This window comes from Pseudogulbenkiania sp. NH8B (assembly GCF_000283535.1).
Classification (GTDB): domain Bacteria; phylum Pseudomonadota; class Gammaproteobacteria; order Burkholderiales; family Chromobacteriaceae; genus Pseudogulbenkiania; species Pseudogulbenkiania ferrooxidans.
In genome coordinates, this window is the sequence record NC_016002.1 from 767,418 (window position 1) to 781,564 (window position 14,147).

General features: G+C 67.9%; 10 protein-coding genes. 8 read left to right on the plus strand and 2 right to left on the minus strand.

Translation table 11 applies throughout. The annotated features are described in order from the left end of the window. The first annotated feature begins 50 nt into the window (after nucleotides 1-50). On the plus strand, nucleotides 51-830 hold the full coding sequence (locus NH8B_RS03670) for a carbonic anhydrase (protein ID WP_014086064.1): 780 nt from the start codon (nucleotides 51-53) through the stop codon (nucleotides 828-830). Nucleotides 831-884: 54 nt separating this feature from the next. Here the strand turns inward: NH8B_RS03670 and NH8B_RS03675 are convergent, their stop codons facing one another. Then, a complete protein-coding gene (locus NH8B_RS03675; RefSeq protein ID WP_014086065.1) occupies nucleotides 885-1,808 on the minus strand; it encodes a LysR family transcriptional regulator in 924 nt (307 codons plus the stop codon). 171 nt (nucleotides 1,809-1,979) lie between these two features. Between NH8B_RS03675 and lysA the strand changes: the two genes are divergently transcribed. Beyond that, complete coding sequence (gene lysA, locus NH8B_RS03680) at nucleotides 1,980-3,221, plus strand: diaminopimelate decarboxylase (protein WP_014086066.1); 1,242 nt, start codon at nucleotides 1,980-1,982, stop codon at nucleotides 3,219-3,221. Between the two features lie 300 nt (nucleotides 3,222-3,521). Here the strand turns inward: lysA and mfd are convergent, their stop codons facing one another. Next, nucleotides 3,522-6,911 (minus strand): transcription-repair coupling factor, encoded by a 3,390-nt coding sequence (gene mfd, locus NH8B_RS03685; RefSeq protein WP_014086067.1) that lies wholly within the window; start codon nucleotides 6,909-6,911, stop codon nucleotides 3,522-3,524. 135 nt (nucleotides 6,912-7,046) lie between these two features. On the opposite strand from mfd, the gene NH8B_RS03690 reads away from it, so the two are divergent. The 6 genes from NH8B_RS03690 (at nucleotide 7,047) to NH8B_RS03715 (ending at nucleotide 13,908) form a co-directional block, all read left to right on the plus strand. Further along, a complete protein-coding gene (locus NH8B_RS03690) occupies nucleotides 7,047-10,307 on the plus strand; it encodes a sensor domain-containing protein (RefSeq protein ID WP_014086068.1) in 3,261 nt (1,086 codons plus the stop codon). Nucleotides 10,308-10,361: 54 nt separating this feature from the next. Continuing rightward, the gene (gene rlmB / locus NH8B_RS03695; protein ID WP_014086069.1) at nucleotides 10,362-11,117 is read left to right on the plus strand and encodes a 23S rRNA (guanosine(2251)-2'-O)-methyltransferase RlmB; all 756 of its coding nucleotides are present in this window, start codon (nucleotides 10,362-10,364) and stop codon (nucleotides 11,115-11,117) included. Between the two features lie 166 nt (nucleotides 11,118-11,283). Beyond that, the gene (locus NH8B_RS03700) at nucleotides 11,284-12,783 is read left to right on the plus strand and encodes a multicopper oxidase family protein (protein WP_014086070.1); all 1,500 of its coding nucleotides are present in this window, start codon (nucleotides 11,284-11,286) and stop codon (nucleotides 12,781-12,783) included. Between the two features lie 96 nt (nucleotides 12,784-12,879). Further along, a complete protein-coding gene (locus tag NH8B_RS03705; protein WP_014086071.1) occupies nucleotides 12,880-13,188 on the plus strand; it encodes a metal-sensitive transcriptional regulator in 309 nt (102 codons plus the stop codon). A gap of 197 nt (nucleotides 13,189-13,385) precedes the next feature. Beyond that, complete coding sequence (locus tag NH8B_RS03710; protein ID WP_232503520.1) at nucleotides 13,386-13,685, plus strand: hypothetical protein; 300 nt, start codon at nucleotides 13,386-13,388, stop codon at nucleotides 13,683-13,685. Between the two features lie 13 nt (nucleotides 13,686-13,698). Further along, a complete protein-coding gene (locus NH8B_RS03715; RefSeq protein ID WP_008953315.1) occupies nucleotides 13,699-13,908 on the plus strand; it encodes a heavy-metal-associated domain-containing protein in 210 nt (69 codons plus the stop codon). The last annotated feature ends 239 nt before the right edge of the window (nucleotides 13,909-14,147 follow it).

Here is a 14,147-nt window from a genome sequence, read left to right on the forward strand (position 1 = left end):
GGGTCGCTACAGTTCGGCATGACAAAACGCTGAACAAGGAAGCCCGCTTCATGACTCGAACCGTTTCGCTGACGGCCCGCCTGCTGGCTGGCGGCCTGGCGCTGCTGATTGGCACGACCCAGGCCGCCGAATCGCCCTCCATCGCTCCCCAGGCCGCGCCGGTATCCGTCCACGCCGACGAACATAGCCACGGTTCCGAGCTGGCCCAGGTGAAGGGAGCGGTCGACGCCATCGTCAACGCCAACCTGCGCTACATGCGGACGCACGCGCCGGGCTACTTCGAGCGCTTTGCCGACAAGCAGACGCCGCGCGCCACGGTGATTACCTGCTCTGATTCGCGGGTGCAGACCGCCGGCTTCGCCGCCGACGCCGTCAACGACCTGTTCATGGTGCGCGACATCGGCAACCAGCTCGCCACCGCAGAGGGATCGGTGGAGTACGGCGTGCGCCATCTGCACACGCCGCTGCTGCTGATCGTCGGCCATGCCGTATGCGGTGCGGTGAAGGCGGCCTCCGGCGACTATTCCGGCATCGAGCCGGCCATAGCCAAGGAACTCGCCACCATCAACATTCCCAAAGGGATCGACGTCACCGACGGCGTGCTGCTCAACGTCAACAACCAGGTGGACACCGCGCTGCTGAAGTTCGCGGGCGAGGTGGAGTCGGGCAAGCTATCGGTGATCGGCGCCTTCTATGACTTCCGCAACGATCTGCGCCAGGGCTACGGCAAGCTGGTGATCACCAACATCAACGGCGAGACCGATCCGGCGCGCATCCGCGATCTCGTCAATAGCGGCCGCTTCTTCCAACTCGGCGCGGCGCAGCCGTAACGGTCCTTGTTCGCCATCTTCCCAATGACCTACCCGGCCCTTGGCCGGGTTTTTTCATGCTCGATCCAGCGCCGCCTCCAGCCGCGAAGTGAGTTCCGCCGCCTGCTGTTGCAGTGCTTCGACGAAGTGTTCGGCCAACTGCGAGGAGGGGCGGTGCTCCGGGCGTACCACGCTGACGGTGAACGGAATCGAGACCGTGAAGCGGCGCATGGCGAGGCCATGTCCGGCGTAGTCGAGCGCGGTGAGCGGGTTGACCACGGCCACGCCGAGCCCGGCGCGCACCATGGCGCACACCGAGGCGGCGCTGTGCGTCTCCACCACCAGGCGGCGCCCGATGCCGGCCTGGCCGAACAGGCTGTCGAGCTGCTGGCGGTAGGGGTCGGTGGCGGAGAGACTGATGAAGTTCTGGCCCGCCAGGTCGGCCGGAGCGAGCGCCGTCCTGGCCAGCAGGGGATGGCCGTCCGGCAGTACGCACACCTCGTCGGCGCGCATCAGCGGGGCGATGCGGGTGCCGGCCGGGGCGGTGCCGTGCTCGGTCAGGCCCAGGTCGTGGCGCTGCGCCGACAGCCATTCTTCCAGCAGCGGCGACTCCTGCGGCACGATGGACAGGCTGACCTCGGGGTAGACCGCGAGGAAGCGCCGGCACACCTCGGGCAACAGCGATTGCGAGAACGCCGGCAGGCAGGCGATGGAGAGCTGGCCCTGCTGGAACTGGCGGATCGAGGCGGCGGTGTTGCGGATGCGCTCCAGCCCGAAGTAGGAGCGCTGCACTTCCTCGAACAGCATCAGTGCCTGCGCCGTCGGCTGCAGCCGGCCGCGAACGCGGTCGAACAGGGTCAGGCCGGTCAGCGTTTCCAGCCGCGCCAGCTCGCGGCTGACGGTGGGTTGCGAGGTGTGCAACAGGTCGGCGGCGCCGGTGACGCTGCCGGAGGTCATCACGGCCCAGAAGATTTCGATGTGGCGCAGGCTGAGGGACATGGCGTGGCGTGGCGGTAGTGGATCAATCCATATCGTACATGAATGGATAGGGTGAAAAACGATATTTTATGAAATGACATCGCTCGGGCATGATGGCGGGTATGTTCCGGCACCCCATGCCGCTTCTTGACTGACCGCGCCGCGCTGCACCGTGGCCCAGGAGCTTTTTGAATGACTATCCGCAATCCCGAGCTGCTCAATGCCGTCGCCCGCCAGTACGGCACCCCGGTATGGCTCTACGACGCCGCGGTAATCCGCGAGCGCATTGCCCAGCTGCGCGCCTTCGACGTGATCCGCTTCGCGCAGAAGGCCTGCTCCAACACCCATATCCTGCGTCTGATGCGCGAGCAGGGCGTGGTGGTGGACGCGGTGTCGCTGGGCGAGATCGAGCGCGCCCTGGCCGCCGGCTTCTCTGGCCGCGGCGACGAGCCGTCCGGCATCGTGCTGACCGCCGACCTGCTCGACCAGGCCACGCTGGCGCGCGTGGTGGCGGAGCAGATTCCGGTCAACGCCGGTTCCATCGACATGCTGCGCCAGTTGGGCGCGGCATCGCCGGGCCATCGCGTCTGGCTGCGCATCAACCCGGGTTTCGGCCACGGCCACAGCAACAAGACCAATACCGGCGGCGAAAACAGCAAGCACGGCATCTGGCACGAGCAGCTGCCGGACGCGCTGCAGGTGATCCGTGAACATGGCCTCACCCTGGTCGGCCTGCACATGCATATCGGTTCCGGCGTGGACTACGGCCACCTGCAGCAGGTGTGCGGCGCCATGGTCGATCTGGTCGCCGGCATGGGCCACGACCTCGAGGCGATCTCGGCCGGCGGCGGGCTGTCGATTCCCTACCGCGACGGCGAGGCGCGCATCGACACCGCGCACTACTTCGGCCTGTGGGACGCGGCGCGCAAGGAGATCGAGGCCAAGCTGGGCCATCCGGTACGCCTCGAGATCGAGCCGGGCCGCTTCCTGGTGGCCGAGTCCGGCGCCCTGCTGGCCGAGGTGCGCGCAGTCAAGGACATGGGCAGCCGTCACTTCGTGCTGGTGGACGCCGGCTTCAACGACCTGATGCGGCCGTCGATGTACGGCAGCTACCACGGCATCTCGCTGGTCGCCCAGGGCCGGCCGCAGCCGGCGGACGACGCGCTGGTGCCGACCGTGGTGGCCGGGCCGCTGTGCGAATCGGGTGACGTGTTCACCCAGGAAGACGGCGGCGTGGTGGTGACGCGCGATCTGCCGCCGTGCCAGGTGGGCGACTACCTGCTGTTCCACGACACCGGCGCTTACGGCGCGTCGATGTCCTCCAACTACAACAGCCGCCCGCTGTTGCCGGAGGTGCTGATCGACGGCGATGCGGTACGCCTGATCCGCCGCCGCCAGACCATGGCGGAGCTGTTGGCGCTGGAAGCGGTGTAAGAACCTGCTCATGGTCTTGCTGCGCGTCCCTGATCGGGGCTCATGTGCACTGCGTGCGAATCTTATCGCTGAGCCAATCGAAGATTGGCACGCAGGGATTCGCTCAGCGATCAGAAATCCTCATGGACTCATGTTCATTCCGGTTTCTGCGCTGCTCTTCACCCCGCTGAGGGCCGCTCGCGACAGACCCTGAACAGGTTCCCAAGCCCTGCGCGTTTTCCATGGAAAAGCCGTGCCACCCAGGGGAGGCACGGCTTTTTTGATTCTGCGCTCGGCTTTCGGCCAACCTCTTTGCGCGGGCTACTGCAGTTCCTTCAGCAGCTCCTTCACCCGCACCACGCGCAGGCCGACGTCGTCGACTTTGACCTCGACGCGCAGCTTGTCCTGGCCGGCCAGCTTGTAGTTCTTCTTGCTCTGGATCAGCGTGATGATCTTCATCGGGTCGATCGGCGGGTTCTTGACGAAGCTGAGCTGGATGCCGGCCTCGCTGGCGTCGAGCTTCTGCACCCCGAGCCGGCGCGCCGCCAGGCGCAGGCGGTGGCTGTCGACCAGGGTCTTGACGGTCTGCGGCGGCAGGCCGAAACGGTCGATCAGTTCCTCGTGGATGGCGTCGATCTCGGCTTCGCTCTCGCAGCTGGCGAGCCGCTTGTACAGCACCAGCCGCTCGTGTACGTCCGGGCAGTAGGCGTCGGGCAACAGCGCGGGGCTGTGCAGGTTGATCTCGGTGGTGACGCCCAAGGGTGCGTCGAGGTCCGGGGTCTTGCCCTTTTTCAGGTCGCGCACCGCTTGTTTCAACATTTCGGTGAACAGCGCGAAGCCGACTTCCTGCATCTCGCCCGACTGGCCCTCGCCCAGCACCTCGCCGGCGCCGCGGATTTCCAGGTCGTGCATCGCCAGATAGAAGCCGGCGCCCAGTTCCTCGGACAGCTGGATCGCCTCCAGCCGCTTCTGCGCGTCGCGCGTCATGCCGTCCGGCGTCAGCAGGTAGGCGTAGGCCTGGTGGTGCGAGCGGCCGACGCGGCCACGCAGCTGGTGCAGTTGCGCCAGGCCGAACTTGTCGGCGCGGTTGATCAGGATGGTGTTGGCGTTGGGGATGTCGATGCCGGTTTCGATGATGGTCGAGCACAACAGCAGGTTGAAGCGCTGTTGCAGGAAGTCGCGCATCACCTGCTCCAGCTCGCGCTCGCGCAGCTGGCCGTGCGCCACGCCGATGCGCGCCTCGGGCAGCAGTTCGGCCAGTTTCTCCTGCATGTTCTGGATGGTGTCGACCTCGTTGTGCAGGAAGAACACCTGGCCGCCGCGCTTCAGCTCGCGCAGCACCGCCTCGCGGATCACGCCGTTGGCGAGCGGCGAGATGAAGGTCTTCACCGCCAGGCGGCGGCTCGGCGCGGTGGTGATGGCGGAGAAGTCGCGCAGCCCTTCCAGCGCCATCGACAGCGTGCGCGGGATCGGCGTCGCGGTCAGCGTCAGCACGTCGACGTTGGCGCGCAGGCGCTTGAGCTGTTCCTTCTGGCGCACACCGAAGCGGTGCTCCTCGTCGATGATGACAAGGCCCAGGTTCTTGAACTGCACGTCCGGCTGTACCAACTTATGGGTGCCGATGACGATGTCCACCGTGCCTTCGGCCAACCCTGCGAGCGCCGCCTTGCTTTCCTTGGCGCTCCTGAAGCGGGACAGCTCGGCGATCTTCACCGGCCAGTCGGCGAAGCGGTCGGAGAAATTCTGGAAGTGCTGTTCGGCCAACAGCGTGGTCGGCACCAGCACCGCCACCTGCTTGCCGCCCAGCACCGCGACGAAGGCGGCGCGCAACGCCACCTCGGTCTTGCCGAAGCCGACGTCGCCGCACACCAGGCGATCCATCGGCTTGCCCGAGCACATGTCGGCGATCACCGCCTCGATGGCGCTGGCCTGGTCCGGCGTCTCCTCGAAGCCGAAGCCGGCGGCGAAGGCGTCGTAGTCGTGGTGGTTGAGCGAAAAGGCATGCCCCTCGCGCGCGGCGCGCTGGGCGTACAGGTTCAGGAGTTCCGCCGCAGTGTCGCGCGCCTTCTCGGCGGCCTTCTTCTTGGCCTTGTCCCAGGCCGGGCTGCCCAGGCGGTGCAGCGTCAGCTGCTCGGTGGCGCCGCCGGCGTAGCGGCTGATCAGCTGCAGCTGGCTCACCGGCACGTAGAGCTTGGCGCCGTCGGCGTACTCCAGCTGCATCAGCTCGGTCTCGCCTTCGCCCAGGTCCATCGACACCAGGCCGAGGTAGCGTCCGATGCCGTGCTGCTCGTGCACCACCGGGTCACCGACCTTGACCTCGGCCAGGTCGCGCAGCATGGCGTCGGAGCCGGCACGGGCGCGGGCGCGGCGCGTGTGGCTGCGGGCCACGTGCTGATAGAGCTCGCTCTCGGTGATGATGGCGAGCTGCGATTCGGCCACGGCGAAGCCGCTGAACAGCGGCGCCACGGTGAGCGCCAGCTTCATCGCGCCGCCGGCAAACTCCGCCCAGTTGTCGACCGGCACTGGCTTGATGCCGTTCTCGCTGAGGAACTGGTACATGGTCTCGCGCCGCCCCAGGCTCTCGGCGGAGAGCAGTACGCGGCCGGGGTGGCCCGCCAGGAAGTCGGCCAGTTTTTGCAAGGGGTTGTCGGTGCGGCGCTCCACCGCCAGCGGCGGCAGGCCGGACGGGGCGGGCTCGGCCGGGCACTCGACGCGCGGATAGGGCTTGAGCGCGGCCATCAGTTCGTCCGGGCGCAGCACGATCTCGGCCGGCGCCAGCACCGGGCGCTCGGTGTCGCCGCGCGCCATCTGGTGGCGCTCCTGGACCTCGCGCCAGAAGGTGTCGGCCGCCCCCGCCACGTCGCGGTGGGTCACCACCAGCGCGTCCTCGCCGAGGTAGTCGAACAGCGTCGCGGTGGTGTCGAAGAACAGCGGCAGGAAGTACTCGATGCCGGCTGGCGACATCCCGGCGCTGACGTCGCGGTAGATGCGGCTCTTGGACGGGTCCCCCTCCATGCGCTCGCGGTAGTGCTGGCGGAAGGCGGTGATGCCGGCTTCGTCGCTGGGGTACTCGCGCGCCGGCAGCAGGCGGATATCCGGCACCGGGTACAGCGTGCGCTGGCTGTCCGGGTCGAAGGTGCGCAGGGAGTCGATCTCGTCGTCGAACAGGTCGATGCGGTAGGGCAGCGCCGAGCCCATCGGGAACAGGTCGATCAGCCCGCCGCGGATCGAGAACTCGCCCGGCGCCATGACCTGGGTGACGTGGGCGTAGCCGGCGGTGACCAGGTCGGCGCGCAGCTGGTCGGCATCGAGCCGGGTCTTGGCCTTGAGGAAGAAGGTGCGCCCCAGCAGGTAGCCCACCGGGGCCAGTCGCGTCATCGCGGTGGAGACCGGCGCGATCACCACGTCGCATTCGCGCTGGCGGATCTGCCACAGCGTGGCCAGGCGCTCGCTGACCAGATCGGCGTGTGGCGAGAAGTGATCGTAGGGCAGGGTTTCCCAGTCCGGCAGCAGCGCCACGCGGCAGTCCGGGGCGAAGAACGGGATTTCCGCCTTCAGCCGTTGCGCGCTCTGGGCGTCGGCCGCCAGTACCAGGACCAGCCGGCCCTGGCCGGCGAGACGGGCGAACAGGGCGGCGTCCAGGCCCTCGGGCAGGGGGGCGAGTCGGGTCTTCTGGCCGGCCGGCGGCAGCGGGGGAGGTGTGGTCAACATACGACTTCACAAGAAGGGGACTCGCGGTATTATACCAGCCTGTCATCCCGTACAGCCGGGCGCCATGCGCGGACGACACGACGATAACAACAGAACCCAGGGTCCGCCGGGACGGCGGCTCGCGACAAAGGATTTATGGTGAACAGAAAGGAGTGGCTGGCTTCCTGCCTGGCGCTGCTGGTATTTCTTCCCTCGCTGCTGCTGTGGCCGCACGCCGCCACCTCCGCGCCGGGGCCGGCCAGTTTCATTCCACACGGCCTATTCCTGCTGTGGGCGGTGCGCCATCCCGCCCGTTCCATCTGGTTGTGGCCGCTGCTGGCCTGGGGGCTGGCGAGCCAGTGGGCCGGGCCGCTGTGGGCCGGCGGGCTGGCGCTGTCGCTCTATCTGGTGGCCGGGGCCGCCCGGCTCGCCGGCATCCACCACGCCCGGCTGACCCTGAACTCGCTCTCGTCGCTGCTGCGGCTGCTGTCGTCGCTGCTGTTGGCGCCGGCCGCGGCGGCGGCGCTGTTGCTGTGGGGTGTGCAGGCATTTTCGGGTGTCGGGTTGCCGCTGGCTCAGGCTTTGCTGCAATACGGTGCGCTCGCCCTGGCGCTGGTGCTGTGCGTGCCGGCCGCGTTCGCCGGGGTCGAATACAGCCGGCGCCGCTACCTCGAGTTGCTGCTCATCGCGCTGGTGACGGTGTCGCTATGGGCGGCCGCGCTCGGTGCCGGCCATGTTCCTCTGGTGCCCATCCATCTCTTGCTCTACCCCTGCCTGTTGTGGGCGGCCTGCCGCGCCGGCATCGGCGGCGCGACGCTGCTGGGGCTGCTGATCCTGGTGCTGGCGGCGTTTCTCGACGGCCCGTCGTTCCAGCCCGTGCCCCTGCCGGCCAACGGCATCGTACTGAACCTGGCGCTGGTGCTGTCGGCGCAGCTGGTGGCGACGCAGTCGGAAGCGGCGGTACGCCGCATCCGCCAGCTGCAGGACTCGCTGGCGCGTTTCGAAGCCTGGCTGCGGAACAGCCCCAACGTGATGTCGCTGAAGGACCTGGAGGGGCGTTACCTGCTGGTCAACCGCGCCTACTCGCGGGCGCTGGGCAAGGCCCCGGCCGAGCTGATCGGCAAGAAGAGCGCCGATTTCCTGCCGCCGGAGGAGGCGCGGGCGACGGCCGAGCAGGACCGTCAGGTGCTGAGCGCGCTGGAGTCGCGCCAGTACGAGCAGACGCTGACGCTGGACGGCTTGCCCGGCGATTTCCTGGTGACCAAGTTTCCGCTGTTCGACGCCGACGGCCTGCCGGCCGGCATCGGCTGCATCGCCACCGACATTACCCAGAGCAAGCGCGAGCGGCAGGCCAAGCAGGAGGCGGAAAACCGTTATCACGCCCTGATCGAGCAGTCGCTGGTCGGTATCTACATCCTGCAGGGCGAGTGCCTGGCCTACGTCAACGACAAGCTGGCGGAGATGCTCGGCTACCCGGGCGAGGAGTTGCAGGGGGAGCGGATCGAGACGGTGCTGGCGCACGAGGAGCGCCAGCGGCTGCGTCAGCAGATCAACCAGCGCCTGAGCGAGAACATCTCCATCATGCACTTCTCGGCGCGGCTGGTGCGAAAGGACGGCCAGTTGCTGGACGTGGAAATCCACAGCCGGCTGTTCGAGTATCGCGGCCGCGCGGCCATCATCGGCGTGGTGGTCGACATTTCCGACCGGGTGCAGGCCGACGCCAACCAGAAGCTCGCCAGCAAGGTGTTCGAGAACGCTGCCGAGGGCATCCTGATCACCGGGGCGGACTACCGCATCATCGCGGTGAACCAGGCTTTCACCCGCATCACCGGCTATCAGTCGGAGCAGGTCATCGGGCGCGTGTCGCGCATCTTCCGCGACAATACCAGCTGGAGCGTGGCGATGCTGGACGGGCTGGCGCGGCACGGCCACTGGCAGGGCGAGATGCTGGACCGGCGCCGCTCGCACGAGTGGTACCCGGCCGAGCTGTCGATCTCGGCGGTGCGCGACGACGCCGGCGCGATCACCAACTACGTCGGCGTGTTCGCCGACATCACGGTGCGCAAGCAGGCCGAGGAGCGGCTGCAATTCCTTGCCAACCACGACCCGCTGACGCGCCTGCCCAACCGCAGCTGGCTGATCGCGTGCCTGGAAGACCGCATCCAGCAGATCGCCAGTTCCGGGCAGCAAGTGGCGGTGATGTTCCTCGACCTCGACCGTTTCAAACTGATCAACGACTCCTTCGGCCACCAGACCGGCGACGAGCTGCTGCGCGAGACCGCCAGCCGCCTGGAGCAGGTGGTGGGGGGGCGCGGCCAGATCGCCCGCCTCGGCGGTGACGAGTTCACGCTGCTGGTCAGCCATTTCGCCTCGCAGGCCACCTTGTCGACGTTGGCCGAAGACATCCTGGCGGTGCTGGCGCAGCCCTTGTGGCTGGAGGGGCAGGAGCTGATCGTCACCGGCAGCCTCGGCATCAGCGTCTACCCCCACGACGGCAGCGACGCCCGCACCCTGCTCAAGAACGCCGACGTGGCGATGTACCGTGCCAAGGAGGCCGGCAAGAACACCTACCAGTTCTTCGCCGCTGAGATGAACGCCCAGGCGATCGAACGGCTGCAGTTGGAGCGCGGCCTGCGCCAGGCGCTCGAGCGCGGCGAATTCGAGCTCCACTTCCAGCCCATCGTGGCGGCGGCGACGTATCGCCTGGAGGCGCTCGAGGTGCTGCTGCGCTGGCGCCACCCCGAGCTGGGGCTGGTGTCGCCGGTACGTTTCATCCCGTTGGCCGAGGAGACCGGCCTGATCCGCCCGATCGGCGACTGGGTCATCCGCCAGGCCTGCCGCCAGCTGGCCGAGTGGGACTGCCTGGGCCTGCACGTGCCGCGCCTGGCGATCAACCTGTCGGCGCGCCAGTTCGAGCAGCAGGGGCTGATCATGCAGGTGGCCGGCGCGCTGGCCGAGGCCGGCATCGCCGCCGGCCGGCTGGAACTGGAAATGACCGAGAGCATGGTGATGCAGAACCCGAGCGAGGCGGTATCGCTGCTGGGCGAGCTCAAGGCGCTCGGGGTGCGGCTGTCGATCGACGATTTCGGCACCGGCTACTCGTCGCTGTCCTACCTCAAGCGCTTCCCGCTCGACACGCTCAAGATCGACCGCTCCTTCATCGAGGGGTTGCCGGGCGACGGCGACAACGCGGCGATCGCCGAGGCGATCCTGGCGATGGCGCGCAAGCTGTCGTTCAGCGTGGTGGCCGAGGGAGTGGAAACCGAGGCGCAGGCGGCCTTTCTCTGTGCCAAGGGCTGCCAGCTGCTGCAGGGCTATCTGTTCAGCCGGCCGCTGCCGGCGGCGGAGCTGCCGGCCTTCCTGCAGCAGCGAAGCCCGCAGCCGCTGACGCGCGAGCGCGGCGCGATAGTGCGCTGAGGCGCGGCGATGGCGGTACAATAGCCGCCATTTCCGTTTTCAGGCTTTTCCCTCATGAGCAACAAGCGCCTCATCCACGGCTTCCACGCCGTCAACGCCCGGCTGTGGCAGAACCCCAAGAGCCTGCTCGAGATCTGGCTCGCCGGCGGCCGTCAGGACGCCCGCGCCCAGGCGGTGCTCGACAAGGCCGCGGCGGAAAACATCAAGCTGCACATCGTCGACAAGGCGCGCCTGGACAGCATGAGCGGCAACGCGCGCCACCAGGGCGTGGTGGCGATGATCGACGCCAGCCGCAGCTACGTCAGTCTGGACGACGTGCTGGAAAACCTGTCCGAACCACCGCTGCTGTTGATCCTCGACGGCGTCACCGACCCGCACAACCTCGGCGCCTGCCTGCGCGTCGCCGACGCCATGGGCGCGCACGCGGTGATCGCGCCCAAGGACCGCTCCGCCACGCTGAACGCCACCGTGTCCAAGGTGGCCTGCGGCGCCGCCGAGGTGGTGCCCTACATCACCGTCACCAACCTGGCGCGCACCCTGCGCGACCTCAAGGACGCCGGGGTGTGGATCGCCGGCACCACCATGGAGGCCGACACCGACCTCTACCACTTCGACGCCGCCGGCCCGCTGGCCTGGGTGATGGGCTCGGAAGGCGAGGGCATGCGCCGCCTGACGCGCGAGCATTGCGACGTGCTGGTGTCGATTCCGATGTTCGGCAGCGTCGAGAGCCTCAACGTCTCGGTGTCGTCCGGCATGGTGCTGTCCGAGAGCCGGCGCCAGCGCGTGCTGAAGGGCGAGGCCAAGGGCTGAGCCTGCTCCCGCCCGGCCTTCGACACCCCCGCCTTGCGCGGGGGTGTTTCGTTTCGGCCAACGTTGAGCGGCGTGCCGCTCCCCCGGAACTTTTTGTGTTGGCGCGGTATCTTTAAAAATACCCTATAGGGGTATATGATTCGAGAGAACCGAGAAGGAGAACCGCATGCACCGTCGTCGTTTCCTGGAGTTGTCGCTGGGGCTGGCCGCCCTGCCGCTGATCGTGCGCCAGGCCTGGGCCGCCACCCCGCCCGCCATGCCGGGCATGGACCATGGCGCGCATGCCGGCCATGACATGACCGCGATGGCAGGCGATGCCGGCGGCGTCACGCTGCCCGAAGGGCGGCCGCTGCCGTCGCTGCAGCGGCTCGTCAATCACGGTGGCGCCGGACGCGTGAGCGGCGAATTGGTCGCCGCGCCGATCAAGCTGCCGCTGCTGCCGGGGCGCCAGCCGACCACGTTCTGGGCCTACAACGGCAGCGTGCCGGGGCCGCTGATCGAGGCCTACGAGGGGGACACGGTCGAGATCGCCTTCAGCAACCGGCTCGCCCAGCCCACCACCATCCACTGGCACGGCATGCCGGTGCCGGCCGAGCAGGACGGCAACCCGCACGACCCGGTGCCGCCGGGGGCTTCGCGCCATTACCGTTTCACCCTGCCCAAGGGCTCGGCCGGCACCTACTGGTACCACCCGCACCCGCACGGCTACACCGGGCAGCAGGCCTACATGGGGCTGGCCGGGACCTTCATCGTGCGTCGTCGCGACGACCCGCTGGCGCACTTGCCCGAGCAGTTGCTGGTGCTGTCCGACCTCAAGCTGGATGGCGACGGCAGCATCGCCGCCAACTCGATGGCCGACCATCACGACGGTCGCGAAGGCCAGTTCGTGCTGGTCAACGGCGCGCTTCGGCCAACCCTGGCGCTGGCCGAGGGGGAACGCCAGCGCTGGCGCCTGTGGAACGCCACCAGCGCGCGCATCCTGAAGATCGCGCTGCCGGCGCACGAGGTGCACCTGGTCGGCACCGACGGCGGGGCGATTGCCGCACCGCGCCGCATCGAGCACCTGCTCTTGGCGCCGGGCGAGCGCGCCGAGCTGGTGGTGACCGGGCGTTTCGGCGCCGGCCAGACGCCCGGCCTGGTGGCGCTGCCGTACGCGCGCGGCAAGGCGATGCACCCGGAGCAGGACACGGTGCTGCCGCTCATGGCGCTGAACCGTCACGGCCGCCGCGCCAGTGCGCCGTTGCCGGCCCGTCTCGCCGAGGTGCCGGCGCTACCGGCGCCAGCCGTGAAGCGGCGCGTGGAGTTCTCCGAGAACATGGCCGATCCGAAGGCGATGTTCCTGATCAACGGCAAGACCTACGACATGGCGCGCATCGATTTCGAAGGCAAGGTCGGCCAGGTGGAAGAGTGGGAGATCGTCGGCAACGCCCACATGGACCACCCCTTCCACCTGCACGGCACGCAGTTCCAGGTGCTGGCGCGCACCGAAGACGGCCAGTGGCGTGACGAGCCGTTCCTGGCCTGGCACGACGTGGTCAACGTCGCGGCCGGCGAGAGCGTGCGGCTGCGCTTCCGCCAGGATCTGCCCGGCCTGCGCATGTTCCACTGCCACATTCTCGAGCACGAGGACCAGGGCATGATGGGGCAGCTGCTGGTGCGCGCCTGAGTGGCCGCCGGCCTAAACTGATAACAGGGGGCGCCCTTTGACCGGGGCGCCGGATACGTCACAATGCCGGATTGCCTTTCCCTCCGAGGAGTCGTCATGCAGCAGTGCTGTGACCATGAACCCCCGGGCCGCGACAAGCTGGTCGTGCAGCCCAACAAGAGCGCCTTGCTCAAGCGCCTGGCGCGGATCGAAGGGCAGGTGCGCGGTATCAGCGGCATGATCGACGGCGACCGCTACTGCGTCGACGTGCTGACCCAGATCGCCGCGGTCAAGTCGGCGCTCGACGCGGTGTCGCTGCAACTGTTGGAAAACCACATGAAGGGCTGCGTGGCGCAGGCGCTGCGCGCCGGCGACGCCACCGGCCTGGTGACCGAGCTGATCGACGTGGTGAAGAAGGTGCGCTGATTCCAAAAAGCATTAGGAACGCGAAGGCAAGTGAGCGGGGCCGCAGACAGTACAAGTAGTACGGCCAGTGCTCGCTGAGCGAATCTCTGCGATAGATTCGCACGCGGTCCGCGCAACGCCGCCGCCAAAGTTATCGTTTCTAAGGCGCATTGGAATGACGCCGCCCAGGGCGGCGGGAGGTAAACATGGACAGGCTGGTGCGCACGCTCATGCTCGCGCTGTGGTGCGGGCCGCTCGCCGCGCTGGCGGCGCCGATTCCGTTCAGCGTCTTCATCCGGCTCGACACCGGCATGAGCGAGGCCGAGGTGCTCGAGCTCACCGGGCCGCCCGACTACGTCAGCGACGGCGGCTCGGTCCGTTACCGCACGCGGCACGGCTTCGCCTGGGGCGACCGCAAGTCCATGACCTGGTACGCGGATGGCGTCGAGCCGCATACCACCACCATCACCTTCCGCAACGGGCGGGTGAGCGATATCGAGCGCTACAAGAAATTCTGAGAAAGGAAGCTTCATGGAAAAAATCATCCTGCACGTCGAGGGCATGACCTGCAACGGTTGCGCCAACAGCATCAAGAACGCCCTGGGTCAGCTGGAAGGGGTGCGCCAGGTGGAAGTGGACCTGGCGAGCGGCAAGGTCGAAGTGTTGTGCGACGCCGGCATGCCGACGCGCGGCATGCTGGCCGAGGCGGTGAGCGATGCCGGCTACGACGTGGTCGGCTGAGCGCTTGTGAATAAATCTGCTGCGCGCCCCAATCCCGGCCCTGCGATGCTCGCCGTACCATTTGTACGGCTGCGCTTCTCAAGCCGGCCTTGGGTCGCTCGCGACGATTTCTTTCACAAGCGCCGCCCATGATTCGATCGTTTCGGCAACGACGCCACAGCCGCCGGCCCAAATCAACGGGGCGGCGGCTGTTTTTCATTGCCGTAGCCGGTAAAGGTGCGTAGAATTCTGCGGTTCTC

What these genes read in the sequence shown, in the direction of transcription:
- NH8B_RS03675 (WP_014086065.1), bottom strand. Translation starts at nt 1,808, where the DNA reads ATGTCCCTCAGCCTGCGCCACATCGAAATCTTCTGGGCCGTGATGACC.
- lysA (WP_014086066.1), top strand. Translation starts at nt 1,980, where the DNA reads ATGACTATCCGCAATCCCGAGCTGCTCAATGCCGTCGCCCGCCAGTAC.
- NH8B_RS03670 (WP_014086064.1), top strand. Translation starts at nt 51, where the DNA reads ATGACTCGAACCGTTTCGCTGACGGCCCGCCTGCTGGCTGGCGGCCTG.
- rlmB (WP_014086069.1), top strand. Translation starts at nt 10,362, where the DNA reads ATGAGCAACAAGCGCCTCATCCACGGCTTCCACGCCGTCAACGCCCGG.
- NH8B_RS03690 (WP_014086068.1), top strand. Translation starts at nt 7,047, where the DNA reads ATGGTGAACAGAAAGGAGTGGCTGGCTTCCTGCCTGGCGCTGCTGGTA.
- NH8B_RS03700 (WP_014086070.1), top strand. Translation starts at nt 11,284, where the DNA reads ATGCACCGTCGTCGTTTCCTGGAGTTGTCGCTGGGGCTGGCCGCCCTG.
- NH8B_RS03715 (WP_008953315.1), top strand. Translation starts at nt 13,699, where the DNA reads ATGGAAAAAATCATCCTGCACGTCGAGGGCATGACCTGCAACGGTTGC.
- NH8B_RS03705 (WP_014086071.1), top strand. Translation starts at nt 12,880, where the DNA reads ATGCAGCAGTGCTGTGACCATGAACCCCCGGGCCGCGACAAGCTGGTC.
- mfd (WP_014086067.1), bottom strand. Translation starts at nt 6,911, where the DNA reads ATGTTGACCACACCTCCCCCGCTGCCGCCGGCCGGCCAGAAGACCCGA.